The following is a 24,838-nucleotide window of genomic DNA, read 5'->3' as shown; positions in this document are numbered from 1 at the left end:
CCAGAGATGGCGTCCCTCTTTCTGTGTCTGTCGGCCGTTCTCAGCGAACCGGCCAGCTGCCGCTCGTCCAGAAGTCGGCCATGCCTCTCGTATGACGCATGTAGTCGATGAAGCTGTCAGCCTGCTCGCGAGCCCAGTCGATCTGCTCGGTGTGCAGCTGCTGCGCACTCACGTCGAGCTGCTCGGGGTACGCCTGTGCGATCGCCTGGGCGAGACGGCCGGCGGCGAGTGCGTCGGCGGAGGCATGATGCGCATCGTCGAGTCGCACACCGTAGTGGTCGGTGGTGACGGCGAGCGTGCGCTTTCCGCGACGGTAGGTGTCGACCGCCCTGTCGATGACCAGCGGATCGATGATGGGGCTCGGGTTGACCAGCGGCGGAATGCCGTATCGCACCGCTTCGCTCTGCACGATCGAGAAGTCGTACGGGGCGTTGTAGGCGACCACGGGCACCCCCTGCTCGAGCGCCGAGCGCAGCGTCGTCACGATCTCGGCCACGGCGTCAGCGGCCTGCTGACCCTCGGCGCGAGCCTGCTGGGTGCTGATGCCGTGCACCTTCTGAGCCTGCCAGGGGATCTCGACCCCCGGGTCGATCAGCCAGGAGCGTTCGGCCGTGACCGCTCCGGTGTCGTCGAGCCGGCCGACGTAGGCGCTGACGATGCGTGCCGTGTCAGTGTTCACCCCCGTCGTCTCGGTGTCGAAGACATAGAGGTCACGCGCCCACTCGGGCAGTTTCGGGGTGTTTTCCATGTGCTGAAGTCTAGCGGCGGCCTCGGACATGGAGGAATGCCGGCGGGCGCGACGTAGACTGGGCGGATGGCTGAGCGCAAGCAGACGGTGATCGACGGCACGACCACGACCTACTGGGTGTACGACGAGACGGCAGCAGCTCAGGCAGGCGGTGCGTCAGACGCAGAGCATCGAGTCGTGCCGACGATCGTGCTCGTACACGGATTCCGCGGCACGCATGAGGGCCTCGACCTCATCGCCAAGGGGCTCTGCCGCGGTCTGCGGGTCATCTCTCCGGATCTGCCCGGCTTCGGGCAGTCCGAGAACCTGGCCGCAGGCAACACCATCGACGCGTATGCGACGTGGCTGCGGCGTTTCACCGCAGTGATCGGGCTGCCAGAGGTGCCGGTGCTGGGGCACTCCTTCGGGTCGATCGTGGTCTGCGCTGCTGTCGCCGCAGGTCTGCGCCCGAGCCGCGTCGTGCTGATCAACCCGATCAGCCAGCCGGCGCTGCGCGGCCCGCAGCGTTTCGGCAGTCTGGCCGCGCTCGGCTACTACCGGCTCGTCGCGATGCTGCCGGAGGGCGCCGCACGTCGCGTGCTCTCGATGAGACTCGTCGTGCGGGTGATGAGCGAGATCATGGCGAAGACGCGTGCTCCTGAGCTGCGTGCATGGATACACGCCCAGCATCAGGCCTACTTCTCAGTCTTCGACTCGCCGGCGGGTCTGCTCGAGGCCTTTCACACTTCGATCACGCATGACACGGGGGAGTACGCCCGCAGCCTCACGATGCCGGTGCTCGTCATCGCCGGGGATCGTGACGACATCGTGCCGCTCTCGTCTCAGCGCTCATTCGTCGAGGCCCTCCCAGATGCCCGCCTCGAGGTCGTCGAGGGCGTCGGTCATCTCGTGCACTACGAGGCCTGGCGTCAGGCCGACAGCTGGATTCGACCGTTCACAGGCGCAACGGCGTGAGCCGGTTCGAGGGCCTGCTTCCGGCAGGTCGCCGAACGCGGGCTCTCGCGCAGCTCGGAGCAGGTGGTCTTTCGCCTCAGGGAACCGGCCGGTAGTCCGGCCTGCCGGGGCGGGCGTCGTAGCGGCTCAGCGACCAGTGGCCGGCTGAAGACACACAGAACTCGTTCGCGCTGCCGTTATGGATGTACTCCTGAGGCCGCGGGCGCTGATGATCCGTCACGAAACGCATCAGCGAACCGATCACACCGCCATGCGAGACGATCAGCAGGTGCTCGCCGGCGTGCTGGTCGGCCAGTGCCGTGAGCGCGGGCTGCGCTCGAGCGACGACGTCGGCACGGCTCTCGAGCCCGGGTACGTCGGCCTCGTCGCCGAAGCGCGCGATGCGCTCTTCGACGGTGAGTCCCTCGATCTCTCCGAAGCTGCGCTCCTGCACCGCGGGGATGCACCGCGGCGCCGGCAGATGCAGTTCTGCTGCGATGATCTCGGCGGTCTCGAACGCTCTGCACAGCGGGCTCGAATAGATGCCGGCCCACGAATGGCGGCGCAGATCCTGCGCTGCGGAGAACGCCTGCGCCCGACCGGTGTCGTTGAGCGGGATGTCGGTGCCGCCCTGAATGCGGTGCTCCGCATTCCAGTCGGTCTCGCCGTGTCTGACCAGGCACAGAGTCGTATCCATGAGCACCTTCCTCGCCTCCCGCTGCTCGATCGTCCGTTGCTCAGCTGCGTCCGAACGTTCCAGAACGGGCCGAAGACAGTGTAACCGCAGACTCTGTATACGATTCCCCGGGGCGGTCAGAGGCCGCTCTCGCCGTGGGCTAGCATTGGACCGTGGCTACCAATGACGTTAAGAACACAGACCGTATCCGTAGCGAGATCTTCCGCAGCAAGATCGTTACGGCAGACGATGCTGCGGCCCTGATCCACGACGGCGCGGCCGTCGGATTCAGCGGCTTCGTGGGTGCAGGATACCCGAAGGCGATCCCTGAAGCGCTTGCCAAGCGGGCGCATGCACTTCATGCGAACGGGCAGAACTTCAGCATCAAGGTGTACACGGGCGCATCGACCGACCATGCGCTCGACGGCATCCTCGCCGAAGCCGAGGCCATCTCGTTTCGCACCCCGTTCTCGACAGACGGCGCTCTGCGCAAGCAGATCAACTCGGGTGAGGTCGGCTACATCGACACGCACCTCTCTCATCTCGCCCAGCAGGTCGAAGAGGGGTTCTTCGACCATCTCGATTTCGCGGTCATCGAGATCTCAGGCATCGACGAGAACGGCGACCTGATTCCCTCGACTTCGCTCGGCAACAACAAGACCTACATCGAGCAGGCAGACAAAGTCATCCTCGAAGTCAACGAATGGCAGCCAGAGCAGCTCGACGGCGTGCACGACGTCTACTACTCGATCGGCACGCCCCCGAACCGCAGGCCGATTCCGCTGAACACGGCGCACGACCGTATCGGCATCGGCCGTCTTCGTGTCGATCCCGACAAAGTCGTCGGCGTCATCGAGACCGAGGGCGGCGACCGCAACACGAAGTTCACCCCGCTGGACTCGTGCTCGAAGGCCATCGGTGACAACGTCGTCGAGTTCTTCAAGCAGGAAGAGGCCGCAGGCCGCCTGCCCGAGGGGCGGCTGCTGCCGCTGCAGTCCGGCATCGGCAACGTCGCCAACGCCGTGCTGGCCGGCCTGGAACGCGCGGGCTACCAGGGGCTGGAATGCTACTCCGAGGTGATCCAGGACGGCATGCTCGACCTCATCAAGTCAGGCACCGTCGAGCTCGCCTCTGCGACGGCGCTCTCGCTGAGTCCTGATGCGGTCGGCGAGTTCCGTGACAACATCGACTTCTACAACAAGCACATCCTCTTGCGACCACAAGAGATCTCGAACAACCCAGAGCTCATCCGTCGCATCGGAGTGGTGGCCATGAACGGCATGCTCGAGGCCGACATCTACGGCAACGTGAACTCGACGCACATCATGGGCACGAAGATGATGAACGGCATCGGCGGCTCCGGAGACTTCGCCCGCAACGGCTACATCTCGATCTTCCTGAGCCCCTCGACGGCGAAGGACGGCAAGATCTCGGCGATCGTTCCGTTCGCGTCGCACATAGACCACACCGAGCACGACACGATGGTGGTCGTCACGGAGTTCGGCTTCGCCGACCTGCGCGGCAAGACGCCTCGTCAGCGTGCCGAGGCCATGATCGCGATCGCACATCCCGACTACCGCGACCAGCTGCGAGACTACTTCGACCGCGCCAACGCGCAGCCGAACGCCGGGCAGACCCCGCACATCCTGCCAGAGGCACTGAGCTGGCATCAGCGCTTCCTCGACACCGGGTCGATGAAGCAGGACTGATCCGCGCCCAGCATGCTGCGCGACAGGGGCGTGGGTCGTCTTCGGCCCACGCCCCTGTCGGCGTCTCGGCGGCCCACGTCGTGCGTCAGAACCGATAGACTGAGTCCATCATGCAGAGGCAGAGGCAGTCGGGGGCGCACAGGGTGCTTCACGCCTACCTCAGTGCCGTGTTCTCAGTCGCCGTGGGCGGGCTCGCCCACACCGCGGTCGAGCAGCACGTGCCCTCTGGCTTCCCTCTCGCGATCGCCGTGGTCGTGACTGCGCCTGTTCTGCTGCTCGCGCTGCGACGCACCGGCCAATGGGTTTCTGCCGTGCTCGCCGTGGGGCTCGGCCAAGGCATGCTGCACCTGCTGCTCGGCCTCGACCAGAGCGCCTCGAGCGTCTCCGGCGGGGGGCTTTCGCCGACTGTCGCGGCCGCCGGCGCGCATCATCACGCCGCTGCATCGACCATGACGGCATCCATGCCGAACATGGGCGTCGCAGAATCGATCACGGCCGCGCCCGTCCATGCGGCGGGGCCCGCGATGCTGGTCGCCCACGGAATCGCGATCGTCCTCTGTCTGGCGTGGCTCGGCCTGCTCCCCTGCATCGAACGGCTCGTGGCCAGACTCCTCACCGGTGTCGTGGCCTGGCTCACCCTCGCGCTGCAGCCTGCCCGTTCGACGACGCGGAGGCTGCGAGCGTCGTTCGCAGCCGCCGCACGGGCACCGCGCAGCCGCTGCTTCGGCAGCGTGCGCACCTTACGCGGCCCACCCGTCTTGGTCTGATCCACAGTACATCGCCTCGCCGCACGCTGACGCCTCACCGCGCGTCAGCTCTCACGGTGCGTGAAACGCGGCGGCGGCATCGCACACTCAGACGAAAGACCTCATTCATGCACAATCACACCGTCATGCCGGCGCGCACGCGAACCACGTTCACCGTGGCCATCGCCCTGCTCGTCGGCCTCCTGCTCGCCCTGCAGCCATGGGCGGCCGGCCGGGCACATGCTCACGACGTCCTCGCCTCTTCCGATCCAGCGGCTGGAGCGACACTGGCGACGGCGCCGACTCAGGTCTCGCTGACATTCAACAACGAGGTGCTGACCGGCGTCGCCAATCAGATCCAGGTGCACGGCCCGGATGGCTCCTCGGTCGCCGGCGACGGCCTGGCCAGCGTCGACAGGCGGGTTGTGACCGTTCCCGTGACGGCCACTGCCGACGGCGCCTATTCCGTCGCCTGGCACGTGGTCTCCAGCGACGGACACCCAGTCGAGGGAACGTTCTCCTTCACCGTCGGGGCAGCCGGAGCCTCGACGGCGCCCGAAGCGACGACCGCCCCGGGCGAGCAGCCGAGCGCGAGCAGCGCATCCGCAGCACCGAGCGACCAGCAGGCCGGCGGGCAGAGCGACGACAGCGATCACCTCGGGGCGACCATCGCCTGGACGATCGCCGGCGTCGTGCTCGTCGTGATCGCCGTCGTGGCGATCGTCCTGTGCCTTCGGCGCAGCCGCCGCACCTCGAAATGACGGTGCGAGCCCTGTGACGCTCGGCTCCGCCCTGCTCAGAAACAGAATCAGACACAGTGAAACGAGCGAACTGCGGTTCGCCGGTTTCGCGAACCCGAAAGAACTCATCGTGAACATCATGAACGACAACCACAACGACCACCTTCATCAGCCGACGCAGACACTCGGCGCGACCGCAGCACATCCGACGATCGAGAAGGCGGCGCCGCGTGGCAGTGTCAGCAGCGGTCTCGACAGTCGGTGGGGCGTCGCCCTCAGCGGTCTCGTGCTGGCCGGCGGCATGCTCGCCGGCTGCGCGAGCTCGTCGAACTCCGACAGTTCGAACGCCGCAGACAGCGCGTCGAGCTCTGCGGCCGATCAGCAGTGCGAGACCGCGGGCGACGTGCAGGTCTGCGACCCGTGGGTGAAAGCCGCCGACGCCGGCAGCGACTCACATGCGATGACGGCCGCATTCGGCTCGCTGCACTCGACGACGGGGCAGGATCTGCACCTGGTCTCGGCCGAATCCGAGGTGGCCGGAATGACGCAGCTGCACGAGACCGTCGCCGACGGCGGCTCGACCACGATGCGCGAGAAAGAGGGCGGCTTCATGGTTCCGGCCGACGGCACGCTCGATCTGCAGCCCGGCGGCAACCACATCATGCTGATGTCGCTGCAGAAGTCGCTGCAGCCGGGCGACAGCGTCTCGATCACGCTGCACTTCGAAGACGGGTCGTCGGCGCAGTTCGCGGCCCCGGTGCGCCAGTACACGGGGGCCAAAGAGAGCTACACGGACGATCCGAACATGCAGATGGAAGACAGCGGCTCGACGAGCACGAGCGGCGACGGCATGTCGGAGCAGCACCATGGCTGACCACGGCCAAATCGAGGGTGCGCGGCCGATGTCTGACGATTCGTCGGCCTCGGCGGCGCACTCCGTCGGTCGCTCCGGCGGCCTGAGCAGGCGCAGTCTGCTGGGCGCCGTCGGGTCGACTGCGGCAGGTCTGGCCGTCGGTGTCGGCGGCGGCTGGGTCGCGCGCGAGCGGCTGGTGGGCGCTGAGCCGCTCTCGACGGATGCGATGGTCAGCGGCGACGAGACGGTCGCCTTCTTCGGCCGTCGGCAGGCGGCCGTTGAGGCCCCGGCTCCGGCGCATGTCGGCTATCTGGGGTTCACCCTGCGCCCGGAAGCGAGCGTCGACCAGCTGCGTCGTGCGCTGCGCATCATCAGTGACGATGCCTCGCGCCTGACTCAGGGTGTGCCGTCGCTGGCTATGAGCGACCCGGATCTGGCCGCGCCGGCCGCGCGGCTCACCGTGACGATCGGCTTCGGGGCTCGTGTGTTCGAGCTCGCGGGTCGCACGCCGCCACCCGGGGTGGGCAGCCTGCCGGCCTTCTCGATCGACCGGCTGCGGCCGGAGTTCAGCGGGGGAGACCTGCTGCTGATGATCGGCAGCGACGATCCGATCACTCTCTCGCACACCGAACGCGTGATGATCAAGAACATGCGCTTCTTCGCTACGGTCGCCTGGCGTCAGCAGGGCTTTCAGCGCGCCCGGCACAGTGAGTCGCCGACGACCACGCCGCGCAACCTCTTCGGGCAGAAAGACGGCACGGTGAACCCGCGACCGGGTACTGACGCCTTCGAACAGCAGGTGTGGGGTGCATCGGGCGGATTCGCACCGTGGACGGAGAACGGCACCACGCTCGTGCTGCGTCGCGTTCGGATGAATCTGGAGACGTGGGACGAAGTCGACCCCGTGGGACGCGAGAACAGCATCGGGCGCCGGCTCGGCTCGGGTGCTCCGCTGACCGGAACCGACGAGTTCGACGAGCCGGACTTCGACGCGAAGAACGCCGTCGGCTTTCCCATCATCGATCTCGCCGCCCACATGCGGCGCGCCCGTCACGCCGACGGCCGGGTGCGCATCATGCGTCGCGGCTACAGCTACGACGACGGTGTGGATGCCGATGGGGTGGCCGATGTCGGTCTGCTGTTCGGCGCGTGGCAGGCCGACGTCATGCAGCAGTTCGTGCCGGTGCAGCAGTCGCTTGCCGACATGGACCTGCTCAACCAGTGGACCGTGCCGATCGGCTCTGCGTCGTTCGCGATCCCTCCGGGCTGCGACGCGGGCGGCTACGTCGGCGAGACTGTGGTCGGGTGACGGCGCTCCCGAGTGGCCTGGTTCGGAACGACGCGGGGCTGGTCTAGGCTGGCCGGGTGAAGATTACGCGATCGCTGATGGTCAAGGGCGCTGTGCTCGGAGTGTTCGCCGGAGTGCTCTCCGGACTCTTCGGCGTCGGCGGCGGCATCATCATGGTGCCGGTATTGGTCATGCTCGGCCTGGACCAGCGCCTGGCCAGCGGCACGTCGCTGGCGGCGACCGTTCCCATCGCCGTCGTCGGCGTGATCACATACGCGTCGCACGGCACGATCGATCTGATTCCCGGCCTCGCCATCGGCGTCGGGTCGTTCTTCGGAGCGTTCCTCGGCACCTGGCTGCTGCAGCGCGTCAAACCGAAGGCGCTGCAGCTCTTCTTCGCGCTGGCGATGATCTTGACGGCAGTGCGGCTCTTCATCGATCTGCCGTCCGAGGGCAGCGGATTCGACCCGCAGCCCCTGTCACTGGTGCTTCTGGTCTGCTTCGGTCTGCTCGTGGGGGCTCTTGCCGGCCTGCTCGGCATCGGGGGCGGCCTGATCATCGTTCCCGTCCTCGTGCTGACGCTCGGACTCGAACCGAACCTGGCGAAGAGCTCCTCGCTCATCGCGATGCTTCCCAGCGGCGTCAGCGGCACGTATGGCAACCTGCGCAATCACAACGTCAGCCTGCGGCTGGCCGCAGCCACCGGGCTTCCGGGGGCGTTGAGCACCATCTTCGGCGGATGGCTTGTGCACGTGATCGACACGCGCCTGGCCATGGGGCTCTTCGCGGTGCTGCTGGTGCTGAGTGCGCTGCAGATGGTGCGAAAGGCGCTGAAGCGTGGCTGAAACTCCGCCCGCGCGACGGCAGCGGCCTCTGCTCGCGGCCTGCGCGATCGTGCTCACCGCGCTGAATCTGCGCGGCGCGGCGACGATTCTGTCTCCGATCATCGAACTGGTGAACCAGGACGTCGAACTCGACACCGTCATGCAGGGAGTCATCGGCGCGCTGCCCCAGCTGCTCTTCGCCGGTGCCGGTCTGGTCACGCCGCTGCTCGTGCGGTGCATGTCGCTGCCCGTGCTCGCCGCCGCCGCCATGGTCGTGACCGCCGGCGCACAGATGCTGCGCGCTTCGGTGCACAGCGACCTGGCGTTCGGCCTGAGCACCGGGCTGATCTTTCTCGCCATCGGCGTCGGCAACATCGTGGCGCCGCCCACGATCAAACTGTTCTTTCCCCGACGCGTGGGCATGATGACCTCTGCGTACAGCATCACGCTGGGGCTCAGCACCGCCGTGCCGCCGATCTACATCGTCGCACTGAGTCATGCCGCCGGCTGGCGTGTCGGTCTCGCCTCATGGGCGGTGCCCGCGCTGCTCGCCGCGCTGCTGTGGGGCGTCGTGATCCTGACCAGTCGACGAAACGTGCGCAGGCCTGAGACGAGCGTCGAGAAGGCTCCTCCCGCGATGCGTGAGACTGCCGCCGGTGGCACGATCACCGATGGCCCAGACCCGGCGCCTGCGGGGAGGATACCCGAGGCGAGCGTGCAGATGTGGCGCACCTGGCAGGGATGGGGCATCGCGGTCATGATGGCTGCGCAGTCGACGGTCGTGTACGCGATGTTCGCGTGGCTGCCCGCGCTGCTTCGCGATGCCGGCGTCGACGCGGCCTCGGCGGCATTCGGTCTGTCGCTGTTCACCGCGCTGGGCATCCTGCTCGGCGTGGTGATCCCGCCGATGACCTCACGTCAGGCCACGCTTCGCCCGCTGCTCGCCGTATCGACGGTCTGCTTCGCCGTCGGCCTGATCGGACTGATGGTGTCTCCGGGCCATCTGCCGATGCTCTGGGTGGCGGCGCTCGGCCTCGGCCCGCTCACGTTCTGCATGGTGCTGGTGCTGATCCCGTTGCGGGCCCGCACGCAGATGCATGCCTCCCAGCTCTCTGCATTCGTCCAAGGCGTCGGGTACCTCATCGCCGCGGCCGGACCATTCCTGTTCGGCCTGCTGCACGAACTCTCGGGAGGCTGGATGCTGCCGCTTGCCTATCTGCTGGTCTGTGTGGCGATCTCGCTGCCGTTCGCCGTCATCGGCACTCGACCCGGATACGTCGGCGACGCGGTGCGCCGCTGACGCTCGGGCAGGGCGGGCTCGGGCAGGTCGAGTGGCGCCGAGTGTGTCGAGAGAATGAGAAGAAGCCCCCGGAACCGATGGTTCCGAGGGCTTCTTTCTGTGCCCGAGAGGGGACTTGAACCCCTACCCACGATAATTTGTGGACTAGCACCTCAAGCTAGCGCGTCTACCTATTCCGCCACCCGGGCTGGTGCTGCGCCCCGCAGGGCACCAGATGAGATTAGCACGTTTGTCACGAAGTGGGAAAACCGCCTGAGGCGTCGCGCCGAATCGGCCAGAGACCGGCGATCCGAGGCGGGCGAGGATGATGCATCCCGGGCATGTCGCACGTCGACCAGATGACGTTCCATGTCAGCACGGGCACTGAGCTCGGCCGCGACAGGATACGATTTCGCCATGGTCATTCATGACGACGCTGCGGGCGTTCCCTCAAACTCACACGTCAGTGCTGCTCGTCTCGGTGAGGATGACGTCGACCTGCCCGCCGTCGTGCGCATCGTCCGTGACCTGGTGCGCTTCGACACGACGAACTACGGAGGCGGCAACGCCAGGGGAGAGGGCCCGGCTGCAGCGTACATCGCGGATTTCCTGCGGGGGCAGGGCCTCGATCCCGTCATCGTCGGTCCCGCAGCGACTCCGGATGCTCCCGCGCGTCCCAGCGTCATCGCACGGTGGCCGGGTCAGGATCGCACGCTTCCACCGCTGATGCTGCACGGTCACACCGATGTGGTTCCGGCTGACGCGAGCGACTGGAGCGTCGATCCCTTCGCCGGAGTCATCCGGGACGGGTATCTGTGGGGGCGGGGCAGCGTTGACATGAAGAACATGCTCGGTCTGATGCTGGCGAACGTGCAGCACTTCACCGAGCAGGGCAGACGGCCGCGCCGCGACGTCATCCTGGCCTTCTTCGCCGACGAGGAGGCCGGCGGTTCGGCGGGCGCCGGCTGGCTGGTGCGCCGGCATCCGGAATTCTTCGCCGACGCCAGAGTGGCCCTGAGCGAAGTCGGCGGGTATTCGATCACCGTCGGCGACCGACGGGCCTATCTGCTGCAGACGGGCGAGAAGGGGCATACCTGGCTGCGGCTGCGGGCACGCGGCACAGCCGGCCACGCCTCGGCGGTGAACCACGACAATCCGGTCACCGCGATCGCGCGGGCGGTCTCTGCGATCGGGGCACTCGAATGGCCGATCGAGCTGACCGAGACGACGCGAGCGCTGGTCGATGGCATCCGCGATCTGGCCAGACTGCCCGCCTCGACGCCGCCCGAAGACGTGGTCGCCGCCGCCGGCTTCGCGAAGCCGTTTCTGAGCGCCACACTGCGCAACACCACGACTCCCACTGTCATCGACGCCGGGTACATGCAGAACGTCATTCCGGCATCGGCTGAGGCACTCGTCGACGTGCGTCCGCTGCCGGGCCAGGAAGACCCCGTGCTCGCACGTGTTCGGGAGGCCGTCGGCCCGGACATCTCCATCGAGATCATCGAGCAGGGCGTCGGCTATGAATCTCCCTTCGAGGGCGAGTTCGTGCAGTCGATCCGGGAATCGATCGCCCGGCACGACCCCGAAGCGGTCGTGCTTCCGTATCTGTTGAACGCCGGCACCGACAATGTGAGTCTCGCTCGCCTGGGCATCACCGGATACGGGTTCGTGCCGACCCGTGTGCCAGACGACTTCGACTTTCCGGGGTCGTATCACGCGGTCGACGAGCGCATCCCCCTCTCGGCACTGCTTTTCGGCGAAGAGGTGCTGGGCGACCTGCTCGAACGATACTGACCGGCCCCAGAGTGCACGGTTCGGCGAATGGGCGTGTCGGTGGTCTAGTCTGGTGTGCGGTGCCCGAGCGAAGTCGACGGGCCCGCCGCGGTGCGCTCTTCGCGCCCGCTCCTGACATCATCAAGTGCTGATCACCGGAAAGGTGTGCTGTTGTCCATCCTCGACGCCCTCATCCTCGGACTGGTGCAGGGGCTCACTGAGTTTCTGCCCATCTCATCGAGTGCGCACCTGCGCATCGTCGGCGAGTTCCTGCCAGGAGCCAACGATCCGGGCGCGGCGTTCACGGCCATCATCCAGCTGGGCACCGAGGCAGCCGTGATCGTCTACTTCTGGAAGGACTTCGTCCGAATCGTCAGAGCCTGGTTCGCGGCGCTGTTCGGGCGCATCCCGCGTAACGACCCTGATGCGCGCATGGGCTGGGTCATCATCATCGGCACCATCCCGATCGGCGTCTTGGGTCTGCTCTTCAAAGATCAGATCGAGACCACGCTGCGCAGCCTCTGGATCGTGGCCGTCATGCTGATCGTCTTCGGCATCGTACTCGGCGTGGTCGATCGCTGGGCGCCGAAGCGCAAGAGCCTTGGCGACCTGACGCTGCGTGACGGCCTGTTCATGGGGCTGGGGCAGGCGCTCGCCCTGATTCCCGGTGTCTCGCGCTCGGGTGGCACGACGACCGTCGGTCGCGGACTCTCCTACGATCGTCCGACGGCGGCGAAGTACTCGTTCTATCTCGCGGTTCCCGCCGTGGTCATCTCGGGCGTCTTCCAGCTGATCGAATCGGTTCGCGGCGAGACTCATGACGTGCCTGAGCTCTTCCCGACCCTGGTGGCGACCATCGTGTCGTTCGTTGTGGGCTGGTTCGTCATCGACCGTCTGATGAAGTACCTGCAGCGCGGTTCGTTCGCACCCTTCGTGATCTACCGAGTGGTGCTCGGAGTCACGCTGATCATCCTACTGAGCACCGGCGTCATCGCCGCCTGAGAACGTTAGGCTCTTACTGTGAAGAGTTGGTCGACACCCGCACCGCCCCATCTGCCCGCTGCGGCAGCCCCACGCCCGGTGCGCATCTATGATCATGCGAGCGATGCGCTGCTGCCGGCGACCGACGACGGCCGCACCGCCCGTCTGTACGTCTGCGGGATCACGCCCTACGACGCCACGCACATCGGCCATGCCACCACGTATCTCACGTACGATCTGCTGAACCGGGCCCTCATCGACAGCGGTATTGCGGTGCAGTACGCACAGAACATCACCGACATCGACGATCCGCTGCTGGAACGCGCGGAGCAGACCGGCGCCGACTGGGAGACGCTGGCCGCCCAGCAGATCGATCTCTACCGCACCGACATGGAGTGGCTGTCGGCGATTCCGCCGGAGCACTTGGTGGGCGTCACCGAGGTCATCGACCAGATCGGACAGGCCGTTCTCGAACTGATCGAAGGCGGGTTCGCCTATCGCGTCGAGAGCGCCGACGCCGAAGAAGACATCTACTTCGACGTTCGTGCCGCCGATGGGGCCCTGGCCGCCTGGACACTCGGAGAGGAGTCGCGCTACTCGCTCGAGCAGATGCTGCGCTTCTTCGCGGAGCGCGGGGGAGACCCCAAACGGCCCGGGAAACGCGACCGTCTCGACCCTCTGCTCTGGAGAGCCGAGCGGCAGGGAGAGCCCTCGTGGCAGGTGATCGGGCTGCCCGTCGGTCGTCCCGGCTGGCACATCGAGTGCTCGGTCATCGCCGAGCGCTGCCTCGGGCCGAACTTCGATGTGCAGGGCGGCGGGTCAGACTTGATCTTTCCGCACCATGAGATGTCTTCCGGGCACGCCACGGCCATCAACGAACTGCCTCTGGCGCGCATCTACAATCACGTCGGCATGGTCGCCTACCGCGGCCGCAAGATGAGCAAGTCGCTCGGCAACCTGGTCTTCGTGCATCGGCTGCGTGACGCCGGCATCGAACCGGATGTCGTGCGCACCGCGATCTTCGCGCATCACTACCGGTCTGACTGGGAGTGGCACGACGTGGACGTCGCCAAGGCACAGGAGCGCCTCGCCGAATGGCGCAGCGCCTATCAGGTGGCCATGCAGGGCAGCGACCACCGTCGCGAGGCCGACAACCCCGTGCTGGCGAATCTGCGTCAGGCACTCTCAAACGATCTCGACGCGCCGCGCGCGCTCGGCGTGCTCGACGCCTGGGCCGACAGCCCCGAGGCTCCAGAGCTCATCGCAGACGCCGCGCAGGCGCTGCTGGGCATCGATCTGACCAGAAAGGCCGATGTCGCATGAGCGCCGGTGAACTCGAAGCCGTCTGCTGGGACATGGACGGCACCCTGATCGACTCTGAACGCTACTGGATCGAGTCGGAGGTCGAACTCGTCGGCGAACACGGCGGAGTCTGGACCGAGCAGGACTCGAAGGCGAGCGTCGGAGCCGCCCTCGACGTCATGGCCCGGCTCGTGATCGCGGCGGGCGTCGACCTGCCGGTCGAGAGCGTGATCCGCACGGTGAGCTCCGGCGTCGCCGATCGCTACGCCTCGATGGGAATCCCCTGGCGACCGGGCGTGCTCGACCTGCTGCAAGAGCTCCGCGACGCGGGCGTTCCGCAGTCGATCGTCACGATGTCGCACACTGACACGGCGACCACGGTCGCCGAAGCGGCCCCCGCCGGAGTGTTCCAGCACGTGATCACCGGCGATCAGGTCTCACGCGGCAAGCCCCACCCAGATCCGTATCTCAGCGCGCTCGAACACCTGGGCACATCGGCAGCCCGCACCATCGCGTTCGAAGACTCCCCGACCGGGGTGAGCAGCGCATCCGCCGCAGGCCTATTGACCATCGCCGTGCCCTGCGTGCTGCCGCTGCCCGAGTCGAGCGACTATCTGCTGTGGGAGACCCTTCAGGGCGTCGATGTCGCACGGCTGCGCCAGACGGTCGCAGAACAGGTGCGCACCGCATGAACGAGAAAGGCCAGATGACCGACCACACCACAGCACCGCAGCCCGAGGCGGCCGTTGGAGGCGCCTCGAGCGAGGGCGGCGAAATACAGCACGGCGCCCTTCGCATCGGCGACAAGGTGCAGCTGACCGGCCCGAAGGCGCGCATGCACACGCTGATTCTGCAGCGTGGCGCAGAATTTCATACGAACAAGGGCGCGATTCGCCACGACGATCTCATCGGGGCACCCGACGGCAGCGTGGTCGAGTCGACGCAGGGCGTGCGGTATCTGGCGCTGCGCCCGCTGCTGCGTGACGAGGTGCTGTCGATGCCGCGCGGTGCCGCGATCATCTATCCGAAAGACGCCGTGCAGATTCTGGCGCTGGCCGATGTGCACCCCGGAGCGCGTGTGGTCGAGGCCGGCGTCGGGTCGGGCGCACTGAGCATGTGGCTGCTGCGCAGTCTCGGCGAGACCGGTCGGCTGTTCTCATTCGAGCGGCGCGAGGAGTTCGCCGAGATCGCGGATGCGAACGTCAGCGGGCACTTCGGGCGTCATCCCGAGAACTGGACGGTGACGGTCGGCGATCTGCAGCAGGAGCTGCCGGCAGTGGTCGCCGAGGGCTCGGCCGATGCGGTCGTGCTCGACATGCTCGCTCCGTGGGAGACGATCGATGCGGCAGCGACGGCCCTGCGGCCGGGCGGTGTGCTCGTGGTCTACGTGGCGACGGTCACGCAGCTCTCTCGGGTCTCCGAGACGATTCGCGACCGCGGCTGCTTCACGGTGCCGCAGGCGACCGAGACGATGGAGCGCGACTGGCATGTCGAGGGGCTCGCGGTGCGCCCCGAGCACCGCATGATCGGTCACACCGGTTTTCTCACGTCGGCACGCCGGCTGGCCGATGGGGTCGATCTGCCCGAGATCTCGCGGCGACCGGCCAAAGACGCCTTCGACCCCGACGACTTGGCCGTCTGGACGCCGGGCTCGGTCGGAGCGCGCAACACGTCTGAGAAGAAGCTGCGCAAGTCGGTGCGCACCGCGCAGCGTCAGCGCGACCAACGGGCAGCCGAGTAGGCTGTCACACGGATTGGAGATACACATGCGTTCACAGAAGGCCATGAGATCGACCATCGGCGCGGGTGTGGGGGTTCTGGCGCTGGTCGGTGCACTGCTCGCGGGATGCTCGTCGCAGCCTGATCGTGCGGTCGCTCCGGGCGATGCCTCGGATGCCGTGGTCACCTCGGACTTCGACCTCTCGCGTTCGAGCATCGACCCGCAGCCCGACCTGCAGGTCGACAGTACGCAGCTGAGCATCGGCAGCACCGGCGACGGTCGTTTCGTCGACGTCGATGGCGATGCCGTGCTGCTCGGTGTGAGCATGTTCAATCTCAAGACCGGCCAGGCGCTCGGTCAGGCGGCTGACCTTCCGGCCGTCTCAGTGTCGTTTCTGCGCGGGCTGAACTCCCCGGTCTACGGGGCGATCGCCGATGCGCTCAAGGGCCAGCGTGTGGGCGACGTCTTCACCCTGGTGGTGCCCGACGTCGACGGAGCCGATCCCACGTCGACAGACGGCAGCGGCTCCGGCGACGTCGTCGTGATCGGCACGGTGCGCAACAGCTTCCCCTCTCGTGCCCACGGTGCGGAGCAGGCGCCCGTCAGCGGCTTCCCGCAGGTGGTGCGAGACACCACGGGCCGGCCCGGCCTGGTGCTGGGCGACGAGTATTCTTCTGCCGACGCTCCTGAGTCGGCCGTGCTGGTCAAGGGCGACTCGGGAGAGACCGCGCAGACGGGCGACACCGTGCAGCTGCAGATGACCATGTTCGACACCTCGGCGAAGACGCGCAGCGCCAAAGTGCTGCAGTCGACCTGGGACGACGGCCAGCTCACTCAGCTGAAACTCGAGGAGTCGGACGACGCCTTCTTGGGGCTCATGGAACGTGCCCTCACCTCGGTGCCCATCGGCTCTCAGATCATCGTGCACGTGCCGACCAGCTATCAGTCGCAGGTCGGCGATCTGCTGGTGATCGACGTGCTGGCCCGCACTCCGGCTGCCGAGTGACACCATGGCCGATCGGGTGACCGCCGAAGAGCGGATGCTCAATCTCGTGCTGGCTCTCCAGCACACCCGCTTCGGGCTCACCAAGCGGCAGATTCTCAGCGACGTCTCGGGCTACAGCGACGACCTGGCCGCCGGAGTCTCGATGTCAGCGTTGGAACGACGGTTCGAGCGCGACAAGGCGGCACTGCGCGCCCTCGGCATCGACGTCGTCGCCGCTGACGACCTCTGGGCGCCCGGTGACAATCAGCTGACCCGCTACCACATCGACGAGCAGGAGTACGCGCTGCCAGAAGACTTGGAGCTCAGCGGCGCCGATCTCGGCCTGCTCACCGCAGCAGCGCTGCTGCTGTCACATCTCGACGCGTCGGAGGGCCGACGGGTCGCAGAGCGAGCTCGCGCCCTGAGCGCGCCGAGAGGCCCAGACACCGGCGACGGCGCGGCGGCGCCCGATTCGCTCCAGGAGTCCTCTCCCGAACTCGTGGTCAGCGGTCTGCTCGACGTCATGGTCTACGAGCCCAATCTGCGGCCGTTGCAGGCAGCCGCGCTCGAGGGAGGCATCGTGCGCTTCGACTACCACACGCAGGATCACGACGACACCACGCGGCGCACAGTGCTGCCGTTGGCGGTCGTGCTGGTCGACGGCCGGTGGCACCTGCACGGAGTCGACCTCGACCGCCTGCCGAAGCGCCCGGCACGGTTGGACGACCCCGAGCTGCGGCGCACGTTTCTGCTGCAGCGCATCCGCGGAGTCGCCCGTTCCGTCGACGAGCACGACCTGCAGCGGGCCCGCGTGCACGATGCCCGGGTCATCGCCGCAGTGCACAGTCGCGAAGAGTGGGCAAAGGCGGTCATCGACGATCTCGAGCAGCTGAGGCGGCGTCTGAGCGCCCGCCTGCGGGTGCGCCCCGGCAGTGAGGCTGCGGTGCGCCTCGGCGATCGTCTGCATCCCGTCGGCGGCACGACCACAGCAGAGACCACGTTCGACGTGCAGACCACAGACTACGACCTGCTCGCGGACGAGATCACCGGCTACGGAGACGAAGTGACCGTGATCTCGCCCGAGAGCCTGCGCACCCGCGTCGAGGCGAAGCAGCGTCGTCTGCTGGCCGATCACAGCACGGCGGGCGAGCGATGAGCGAGCAGTCGAGTGCGGCCACACGACGCCTCGGGTTCGCCTTGGTCCTGGTGCCCTGGCTGCTCGCCAACCCGGGCGCGACCGTCCAGTCGATCGCCGACTGGTTCGGCGTGCCCGCCGACCAGGTGCGAGACACCGTGCGCATGCTGCCGCTGGTCGGCGTTCCCGGCGACTCTGCGGCCTATGACCCGGGCAACCTGTTCGACATCGACTACGACGACTTCGAGCGCAACGATCGGGTGACGATCACGAACTCCGTCGGCCTGAACCACGTGCAGCGCTTCTCGACGCGCGAACTCGCGGGGCTCTCAGCGGCGCTGAACTATCTGGCCGCACTGCTGCCAGACGAGCGGCGGGCTGCGGCGAACCGGCTCGCCGCACGGCTGGGCGGAAGCGTGGTCACCACCCGCAGCGAGGGGCGCTTCGCCGAGACGATCGCGCTGCTGCGGGCCTGCGGCGCCGACCGAGGAGCGGTCGAGTTCGACTACACCTCGGCATCCGGGCGCCGGTCGCACCGCACGGTCACCGTCGAGCGCGTTCGCATGACCCAGGGTGCCTGGTACCTCTCGGGAACGGACGGCGTCGACAGTGCGGGGGCGACGCGTCGACGCACCTTCCGCCTCGATCGCATGGCGGCAGTCGAGCGCAGCGACCAGCCTCAGACAGCAGCCGAGAGCGCGACGCCGACCATGGCCTCCGCCCACGATGCGAGCGTCGACGAAACGACCGAGCCGATCATGGTCACGCTCGAAGTGCAGGTCGAGGCGGCCGGTGTGCTGATGGCCTTCGGCGAGCGTCTGACAGACGATGTGCGCTGGCCGGTGCGCCGCCTGGTCAGTGTCGCGTCGGTGCCCGCACTCGTCAGACATGTGAGTTCGCTGCCCGGTCGCGTGCGCATCCTGGCTCCGTCGTCGGTGCGCGAGGCTGTGGCCGACCACGCCCGTCGCGGGCTGGCGGTCTCGCCGGATGCCGACCGGGTGCGGTCTGGGGAGTCGACTGACGAGTAGGATCATGAGCATGTTCTTCTGGATCTCGCTGGGCCTGATCATGCTGGCGGTGCTCGTGCTGGTCATCGTGGTCGCCGTCAGCCTGCCCCGGTATCGACGGTCGGCACATCGACTGATGGCGACGGTCGACGAGGTCTCGAGATCGCTGCAGCCGCTGGCCGCTGAGATTCGTCTGCTCGAGCATCGGCTGCGGCAGACCTCCGAGGTCGACCTCGGAGACGAGGCGCCGTCACTCACGACGAGTGAGATCGAAGAGGCGCAGCAACGCCGCGTCATGGCCGCCCGTGCGGCCCGGGCGAAGTACCGTCGGCTGCGTCGCACCCGTTCCTGACGTGCCGAGTCACCCAAGACACGACTCGGTAATATCGGACTCACCGCTATACTGTTCACGATTCCCCACACTCTTGGAGCGACCGCAATGAAACCATGGCAGATCATCATCATCGTCCTCGTCATCCTGCTGCTCTTCGGCGCGCCGAAGCTGCCCGGTCTGGCGAAGAGCCTCGGCCAGTCGATGCGCATCTTCCGCAAAGAGGTCAAGGGGCTCGAAGCTGACAAGGCTGCCGATTCCGCTCCGGTCCAGCAGCCTGTTCAGGCGCAGCAGCCAGCGCCAGTGGCGTCAGAACAGCCGCCGGTCCAGGCTCCTGTTCAGCAGGAGGCCACCCAGCCGTCTGCGCCTGCGCGGCCTGCTGAGGGCGACGCGCCCAAGAACGCCTAGCCGGCGCCGGCGGTGTCTCAGACGAAGAAGCGTCGCGACGGCACGATGTCGATCGCCCAGCATTTGGTGGAGCTGCAGAAGCGCATCATCATCTGTGCGATCGCGATCGTCGTCGCGGCGATCGGTGCATGGTTCCTGGCGCCGTATGTGCTCGATGCCCTGCGTGAGCCGCTGCTGCTGGTGATGCAGAAGACCGGTCGGCAGACGCAGATCAACTACTCGGACGTGTCGAGTCCGCTGAACGTGCGCATGCACATCACGATGGTGCTGGGCATCATCATCGCCGCTCCGATCTGGCTCTACGAACTGTGGAGATTTCTCGCGCCGGGCATGCTGCGCAAAGAGAAGCTCACCGCGGTCGGCTTCGTCGGATCGGCGATCCCGCTGTTTCTGGCCGGCTGTCTGTTCGGCTGGTGGGCGTTTCCGAACCTGGTGTCGTTCATGTCGAGCTTCGCGTCGGCCGACGACGTGCAGCTGATCAGCGCCGACACCTACCTGCGGTTCGTGATGAACCTGATGCTGTTCATGGGCATCGGGTTCGTGCTGCCGCTGCTGCTCGTGCTGCTGAACTTCGTCGGCGTGATGAGCGCGAAGACGATCATCAAGGGCTGGCGCGTGGCGATCGTCGTCGCCCTCGTCTTCGCGGCGTTCATCACTCCGCCCACTGACATCCTCAGCATGTTCCTGCTCTCGAGCCCCATGCTCGGGCTCTATCTGATCGCCTGCCTCATCTCCTGGCTGCACGACCGACGCGCAGCCAGACGAGAACGAGACCTGCTCGACGACGACGCACTGCCCGACCCGGACATCCCCGGAGGCTCTGATCTGACCGAGGTCGGCGACACGACGAAGTGACCCAGAGCGAAGGTTCTGCACGAATGACGACGATTGAGAAGCGACGACGATTGAGAAGCGATGACGCCTGAGAAGCCGCTGCCGAATGATGCCTCTGGCCGCACCCCGAAGCCAGATGCATCGGAGCACGCCGCGCTGCCTGACGAGGTCGTCGCGTTTCAGCGCACGGTCGGATTCGCCCTCGACGACTTTCAGGTGCAGGCCGCGCGCAGCATCGTGCACGGTCGGGGAGTGCTCGTCGCCGCACCGACAGGCGCCGGAAAGACGATCGTGGCCGACTTCGCCGTCTACCTCACGATGCAGTCGACGGCTGATGAGAAGATCTTCTACACCACACCGATCAAAGCGCTGAGCAACCAGAAGTTCCACGAGCTGCAGGAGCGCTACGGCGAGGCGAACGTCGGGCTGCTCACCGGCGATAACAACATCAACGCAACTGCTCCGATCGTCGTGATGACCACCGAGGTGCTGCGCAACATGATCTACGAGCGCAGCGATCTGCTGGCCTCGCTCGCCTTCGTGGTGATGGACGAAGTGCACTATCTCGCCGACCGCATGCGCGGGCCGGTCTGGGAAGAGGTCATCATCCAGCTGCCCGAGCACGTCAGACTCATCTCGCTGAGTGCAACGGTGTCGAACGCCGAAGAGTTCGGGGCGTGGCTGCAGGAGGTGCGCGGGCACACCGATGTGATCGTCTCGGAGTTTCGCCCGGTGCCGCTCAACCAGCACGTGCTGGTGCGCGGCGATCTCGACGACCTGTTCGAACCCGGTCGGCCAGGCCAGCTCAACCGGCACCTGCACCGGCTCTCCGGCCTGGACGGGCCTCGGTCGAACCGTGAACGACGGCGCGGCGGGCATCATCGTCAGCAGCGCGTCGACCGGGCCGCTCTGGTCAAGACACTGGAGCGGGCCGATCTGCTGCCGATGATCGGCTTCATCTTCAGTCGCGTCGGCTGCGACGCCGCAGTGCGTCAGTGCATGCTGGCCGGCATCTCGCTGACCACCAAGCAGGAGCGCGATCAGATCAAACGGATCATCGACCGTCACTGCCGCGACATCCCGTACCAGGATCGCGAGGTGCTGGGGTACAAGCACTGGAAGGGCGCTCTGCTGCGCGGCGTCGGCGCCCACCATGCCGGGCTGCTGCCGGCGTTCAAAGAGACCGTCGAAGAGCTCTATCAGCGCCGGCTGGTGCGAGTGGTCTTCGCGACCGAGACGCTCGCGCTCGGCATCAACATGCCGGCGCGCACGGTGGTCATCGAGAGTCTCGAGAAGTACAACGGGGTCGCTCGGGTGCCGATCACGGCGGGGGAGTACACCCAGCTGACCGGGCGCGCCGGACGTCGCGGCATCGACGACCAGGGGCATTCCGTCGTCGTGTGGCAGCCGGGGGTCGACCTCGAACGGGTGGCTTCGCTGGCCAGCCGGCGCACCTACCCGCTCAAGTCGGCGTTCCGCCCCACGTACAACATGGCCGTGAACCTGATCGGTCAGTTCGGGCTCAGCGCGACGAGAGAGATCCTGGAGTCGTCCTTCGCACAGTTTCAGGCCGACCGATCGGTCGTGGGGCTGGCGCGCAAGCTCAAAGAGCAGCGCTCGTCGCTCGGCGGCTATGCAGACGCCGCCGGGCTGGACGACCCGCTGCTGCGCGACTTCTTCGATCTGCGACACGAACTCTCAGAGACCGATCGCAGCATCCAGCACATCTCGAAGAAGGAGCGCCGCAGCGGCAGCCGGCGCGAAGAGCTGATCGCCCGGGCACGCGATCTGAAGGCGCAGCTGCGCCAGCATCCGGCCGCACGCACCGACGGCATCGAAGATCGGGCCCGCTGGGCCGAGCGCTGGTGGCGTCTGCAGCGGCAGACCGAAGACCTGCAGCGCGAGATCGAGCACCGGGTGAGCAACATCGCGCTGACCTTCGAACGCGTCGTGCGCGTGCTGGTGCATTTCGGCTACCTCACCGCCGACGCGGATCTCACCGAGGTCGCTGTCACCGGTCAGGCCGGCCTGCTCGACAAGATCTACGGAGAACGCGATCTGGTCGTCGCCGAGTGCCTGCGCCGCGAGGTCTGGCAGGGGCTCGAGCCCGATCAGCTCGCCGCCATCGTCACCGCGCTCGTGTATGAGCCGAGGCGCGACCGCAGCGACGAAGAGGTGTGGCTGCCTCGGGGCGCACTGCAGACGGCCTACAGCGACACGGTCTCGATCTGGCACGAGATCGACGATCAGGAGCAGCGGCACGACCTGCCGCGGTTCCCCGAGCCGAACGCTCTGGTCTGCACGGCCGTGCTGCGCTGGAGTCGCGGCGCGACGCTCGACCACGTGCTCGAAGAGGCCGAGCTGCCGGCGGGCGACTTCGTGCGGCTGATGAAGATGGTCATCGACCTGCTCGATCAGATCGGCGCCGCCCAGCCCGAGGGAGTCGGGGCCGTGGCCCGCAGCGCGAAGGATCTGCTGCTGCGCGGCATCGTCGAGTACTCGAGCGTCGGGTGATGCGGCATCAGCGACGCGGCGATGTGATCGTTCGGCTGGTCTTCGCCCTGGCCGCCGGCGTGGTCTACCAGTATGCATTCGCACCGTATCTGATCTGGCCGCTGGCCGTTCCGGCTCTGGCGATGATCGCCTGGGCAGTGCTCGGCCGGGGCTTCTGGTTCGGCGCCCTGAGTGGAGCGCTCTTCGGCGTCGGCTTCTGGACGGGCCACATCATCTGGCTGACGGAATACCTCGGCGCCGTGCCCTGGATCGCGCTGAGCGCAGCCATGACGGCGTTCTGCGCGCTCGGCTGCGCGATCGGCGGCTTTCTGACCCGACGCCGGCTGATGCGGCAGACGCATCCCGCGCTGATCGCCCTCGTCTGGGCGATCGTCTGGACTGCTCGCGAGGCCGTGTTCTCACGCATGCCGTACGGCGGGTTCGCGTGGGGAGAGGCGGCGCACAGCCAGTCGAACGCTCCGACGATCGGACTCTCATCGTGGCTCGGGCTGGCCGGGCTGACCCTTGCGCTGGTCTTCGTCTCGGCGCTGCCGGTGACGTGGATGCTGTCGCGTCGGCCGGTGCGCCGGCCGCTGGTCGTCGGCGTGGTGCTGCTGGTGCTGGGGATGCTGGTGCCGGCGTGGGGTGCGATCGTGCCGGCGCAGGGATCGGTTCGCATCGCCGCCGTCCAGGGCAACGCGAACGCCGGACTCTTCTCGAATGCGCAGCCCGGCGAGATCCTGGCGAACCATCTCGCAGCAGCCAGACAGATCATGCACGATGACTTCGACGTGATGGTGTGGCCGGAGAACGCCGTTGACCTGGACGTGCTGCGCAACCGTCAGGCGCACGCGCAGATCGAGGCGTTCGTCGACGAGATGGGACGACCCCTCGTCTTGGGGAGCGTCACCAAGCGCGGCGACGACTTCTACAACAGCGTCGTGCTCTGGATGCCGAAGGGCATGTCTGCACCGGCCGGTCTGACTGACGAGAGAGACGACGGAGCCGCAGAACCCGCGGTGTCGGGCGTCGATCCGACTACGACATCAGGCGGCCCGGTGCAGATCTACGACAAGAAGCATCCGGTGCCGTTCGCGGAGTACATGCCCGACCGCTGGCTGTTCCACCCGATCGCGCCCGATCTGGTCGATCTGGTTCCGCGCGGCTACACCTTCGGGCAGCGAACCGGCAACTTCCAGATTCCGTCTGGCGACACCGCGAATGACGCAGTCAACGCCGGAGTGCTGATCTGCTTCGAGACCGGCGACTCAGACCTGGTGCATGCGGCCGTGGCCGGGGGAGCGCAGCTGCTCCTGGCGCCGACGAACAACGCGGACTTCGGGCAGACCGCCGAGTCGGCCCAGCAGATGGCGATCGCGCGAGCCAACGCGGTGGCAGCGGCCCGCTCGCTGGTGAACATCTCGACGGTCTCGTCGAGTGCCGTGATCGCGCCTGATGGAGCTTTCATCGACCGGCTGCCCGACTTCGAGCCGGGCACCATGGTGCAGGACGTTCCGCTGCAGGGCTCGCTGGCACCCGGCTTCTTCGCCGGGCCGGTGATCACATGGGGGAGTGTCGCCGCGACCGTGCTGATGATCGTCGGCGAGGTGGTGACGCGCCGTCGCGATCGACGGCTGGGTCAGCAGATCACTGCTCGTTCGGGTCGGATTTGATGCGCGAGAGCTCGAGTGCACGCTTGCGTCGATCGTGCAGGTAGTCGAGTCGCTCGTCGAGGATCTCTTTGAGCTCCGACTCGCTGCGGCGCTCGAGGAGCATGTCCCACGGCGTGCGCTGAGAGGCGGGCTCGCCCTTCTTCTTTCCGGCGGTCTTGGCCTTCGACTTCGACTTCGACGCGGATTTCGCGGTCGACTTCGATGCGGTCTTCGCCGTCGTCTTGGAAGAAGCTGCCTTGGTTGCCATTCGATGCCCTCGTCTCGTCTGCCGGCAGAAGATACGCCGACCGTCTATTGTAGCCGTTCAGCACAACGGTCGTGAGGCGGGTTTTGTTCCCACCGGTGGGGCAGTGATCGCCGTGGTCGTGGGGGCTGGTACAGTTTTGCCTGTTGTGAG

Annotated in this window: 24 protein-coding genes and 1 tRNA gene; 21 read left to right on the top strand and 4 right to left on the bottom strand. The window is 67.0% G+C overall.

Translation table 11 applies throughout. The features are described 5' to 3' along the window. Positions 1–40 precede the first annotated feature (40 nt). Positions 41–748 carry an exonuclease domain-containing protein gene (locus LRX77_RS07690; RefSeq protein ID WP_231832330.1) on the bottom strand — a complete coding sequence of 236 codons (708 nt, stop codon included), beginning with the start codon at positions 746–748 and terminating at the stop codon, positions 41–43. A gap of 66 nt (positions 749–814) precedes the next feature. Here LRX77_RS07690 and LRX77_RS07685 point away from each other — a divergent pair, with 66 nt between their 5' ends. After that, a complete protein-coding gene (locus LRX77_RS07685; RefSeq protein ID WP_231832329.1) occupies positions 815–1,702 on the top strand; it encodes an alpha/beta fold hydrolase in 888 nt (295 codons plus the stop codon). Positions 1,703–1,778: 76 nt separating this feature from the next. On the opposite strand, the gene LRX77_RS07680 is transcribed toward LRX77_RS07685, so the two are convergent. Then, positions 1,779–2,378 carry a histidine phosphatase family protein gene (locus tag LRX77_RS07680; RefSeq protein ID WP_231832328.1) on the bottom strand — a complete coding sequence of 200 codons (600 nt, stop codon included), beginning with the start codon at positions 2,376–2,378 and terminating at the stop codon, positions 1,779–1,781. 152 nt (positions 2,379–2,530) lie between these two features. Between LRX77_RS07680 and LRX77_RS07675 the strand changes: the two genes are divergently transcribed. From LRX77_RS07675 to LRX77_RS07645, 7 genes are all read left to right on the top strand, one after another. Beyond that, entirely contained in the window at positions 2,531–4,066 is a 1,536-nt protein-coding gene (locus tag LRX77_RS07675) for an acetyl-CoA hydrolase/transferase family protein (protein WP_231832327.1), read from the top strand. Between the two features lie 110 nt (positions 4,067–4,176). Further along, positions 4,177–4,833: a hypothetical protein gene (locus tag LRX77_RS07670; protein WP_231832326.1), complete on the top strand. Its 657-nt coding sequence runs from the start codon at positions 4,177–4,179 to the stop codon at positions 4,831–4,833. Positions 4,834–4,940: 107 nt separating this feature from the next. After that, the gene (locus LRX77_RS07665) at positions 4,941–5,573 is read left to right on the top strand and encodes a copper resistance CopC family protein (RefSeq protein WP_231832325.1); all 633 of its coding nucleotides are present in this window, start codon (positions 4,941–4,943) and stop codon (positions 5,571–5,573) included. A gap of 118 nt (positions 5,574–5,691) precedes the next feature. Further along, the gene (locus LRX77_RS07660) at positions 5,692–6,426 is read left to right on the top strand and encodes a copper chaperone PCu(A)C (protein ID WP_231832532.1); all 735 of its coding nucleotides are present in this window, start codon (positions 5,692–5,694) and stop codon (positions 6,424–6,426) included. Positions 6,427–6,454: 28 nt separating this feature from the next. Further along, positions 6,455–7,714, top strand: coding sequence for a Dyp-type peroxidase (locus tag LRX77_RS07655; RefSeq protein WP_231832324.1), 1,260 nt, complete (start codon positions 6,455–6,457; stop codon positions 7,712–7,714). A 56-nt stretch (positions 7,715–7,770) separates the two neighbouring features. After that, entirely contained in the window at positions 7,771–8,538 is a 768-nt protein-coding gene (locus LRX77_RS07650) for a sulfite exporter TauE/SafE family protein (protein WP_231832323.1), read from the top strand. Continuing rightward, complete coding sequence (locus LRX77_RS07645) at positions 8,531–9,817, top strand: MFS transporter (RefSeq protein ID WP_231832322.1); 1,287 nt, start codon at positions 8,531–8,533, stop codon at positions 9,815–9,817. The genes LRX77_RS07650 and LRX77_RS07645 overlap by 8 nt, the downstream gene beginning before the upstream one ends. Before the next feature lie 100 nt (positions 9,818–9,917). Here LRX77_RS07645 and LRX77_RS07640 read toward each other — a convergent pair. Beyond that, positions 9,918–10,005 (bottom strand) — tRNA-Leu (locus LRX77_RS07640). Positions 10,006–10,213: 208 nt separating this feature from the next. Here LRX77_RS07640 and LRX77_RS07635 point away from each other — a divergent pair. From LRX77_RS07635 to lnt, 13 genes are all read left to right on the top strand, one after another. Beyond that, a complete protein-coding gene (locus tag LRX77_RS07635; protein WP_231832321.1) occupies positions 10,214–11,593 on the top strand; it encodes a M20/M25/M40 family metallo-hydrolase in 1,380 nt (459 codons plus the stop codon). A gap of 150 nt (positions 11,594–11,743) precedes the next feature. Then, positions 11,744–12,574, top strand: a complete 831-nt coding sequence (locus tag LRX77_RS07630) for an undecaprenyl-diphosphate phosphatase (RefSeq protein WP_231832320.1) — start codon at positions 11,744–11,746, stop codon at positions 12,572–12,574. 18 nt (positions 12,575–12,592) lie between these two features. Further along, positions 12,593–13,876 (top strand): cysteine--1-D-myo-inosityl 2-amino-2-deoxy-alpha-D-glucopyranoside ligase, encoded by a 1,284-nt coding sequence (mshC, locus tag LRX77_RS07625; protein WP_231832319.1) that lies wholly within the window; start codon positions 12,593–12,595, stop codon positions 13,874–13,876. Continuing rightward, on the top strand, positions 13,873–14,547 hold the full coding sequence (locus LRX77_RS07620; RefSeq protein ID WP_231832318.1) for an HAD family hydrolase: 675 nt from the start codon (positions 13,873–13,875) through the stop codon (positions 14,545–14,547). The genes mshC and LRX77_RS07620 overlap by 4 nt, the downstream gene beginning before the upstream one ends. Then, the gene (locus LRX77_RS07615) at positions 14,544–15,596 is read left to right on the top strand and encodes a tRNA (adenine-N1)-methyltransferase (protein ID WP_231832317.1); all 1,053 of its coding nucleotides are present in this window, start codon (positions 14,544–14,546) and stop codon (positions 15,594–15,596) included. The genes LRX77_RS07620 and LRX77_RS07615 overlap by 4 nt, the downstream gene beginning before the upstream one ends. Positions 15,597–15,621: 25 nt before the next feature. Next, on the top strand, positions 15,622–16,581 hold the full coding sequence (locus tag LRX77_RS07610; protein WP_231832316.1) for a hypothetical protein: 960 nt from the start codon (positions 15,622–15,624) through the stop codon (positions 16,579–16,581). Positions 16,582–16,585: 4 nt separating this feature from the next. Beyond that, positions 16,586–17,716 (top strand): helix-turn-helix transcriptional regulator, encoded by a 1,131-nt coding sequence (locus tag LRX77_RS07605; protein ID WP_231832315.1) that lies wholly within the window; start codon positions 16,586–16,588, stop codon positions 17,714–17,716. After that, the gene (locus LRX77_RS07600) at positions 17,713–18,723 is read left to right on the top strand and encodes a helix-turn-helix transcriptional regulator (RefSeq protein WP_231832314.1); all 1,011 of its coding nucleotides are present in this window, start codon (positions 17,713–17,715) and stop codon (positions 18,721–18,723) included. The genes LRX77_RS07605 and LRX77_RS07600 overlap by 4 nt, the downstream gene beginning before the upstream one ends. A gap of 10 nt (positions 18,724–18,733) precedes the next feature. After that, on the top strand, positions 18,734–19,054 hold the full coding sequence (locus LRX77_RS07595; RefSeq protein WP_231832313.1) for a hypothetical protein: 321 nt from the start codon (positions 18,734–18,736) through the stop codon (positions 19,052–19,054). An 87-nt stretch (positions 19,055–19,141) separates the two neighbouring features. Next, a complete protein-coding gene (gene tatA / locus LRX77_RS07590; RefSeq protein WP_231832312.1) occupies positions 19,142–19,441 on the top strand; it encodes a Sec-independent protein translocase subunit TatA in 300 nt (99 codons plus the stop codon). Positions 19,442–19,453: 12 nt separating this feature from the next. Then, a complete protein-coding gene (tatC, locus tag LRX77_RS07585; RefSeq protein ID WP_231832311.1) occupies positions 19,454–20,296 on the top strand; it encodes a twin-arginine translocase subunit TatC in 843 nt (280 codons plus the stop codon). A 60-nt stretch (positions 20,297–20,356) separates the two neighbouring features. Further along, complete coding sequence (locus LRX77_RS07580; RefSeq protein WP_231832310.1) at positions 20,357–22,789, top strand: DEAD/DEAH box helicase; 2,433 nt, start codon at positions 20,357–20,359, stop codon at positions 22,787–22,789. Further along, positions 22,789–24,441 carry an apolipoprotein N-acyltransferase gene (lnt, locus tag LRX77_RS07575; RefSeq protein ID WP_231832309.1) on the top strand — a complete coding sequence of 551 codons (1,653 nt, stop codon included), beginning with the start codon at positions 22,789–22,791 and terminating at the stop codon, positions 24,439–24,441. Before LRX77_RS07580 ends, lnt begins: the two co-directional genes overlap by 1 nt. Here lnt and LRX77_RS07570 read toward each other — a convergent pair. Continuing rightward, positions 24,416–24,721 carry an RNA polymerase-binding protein RbpA gene (locus LRX77_RS07570; protein WP_331716153.1) on the bottom strand — a complete coding sequence of 102 codons (306 nt, stop codon included), beginning with the start codon at positions 24,719–24,721 and terminating at the stop codon, positions 24,416–24,418. The genes lnt and LRX77_RS07570 overlap by 26 nt on opposite strands. Positions 24,722–24,838 lie beyond the last annotated feature (117 nt).

This window comes from Pseudoclavibacter sp. 13-3 (assembly GCF_021168475.1).
Lineage (GTDB): Bacteria > Actinomycetota > Actinomycetes > Actinomycetales > Microbacteriaceae > Pseudoclavibacter_A.
This window is presented reverse-complemented; position numbering and strand designations above follow the sequence as displayed.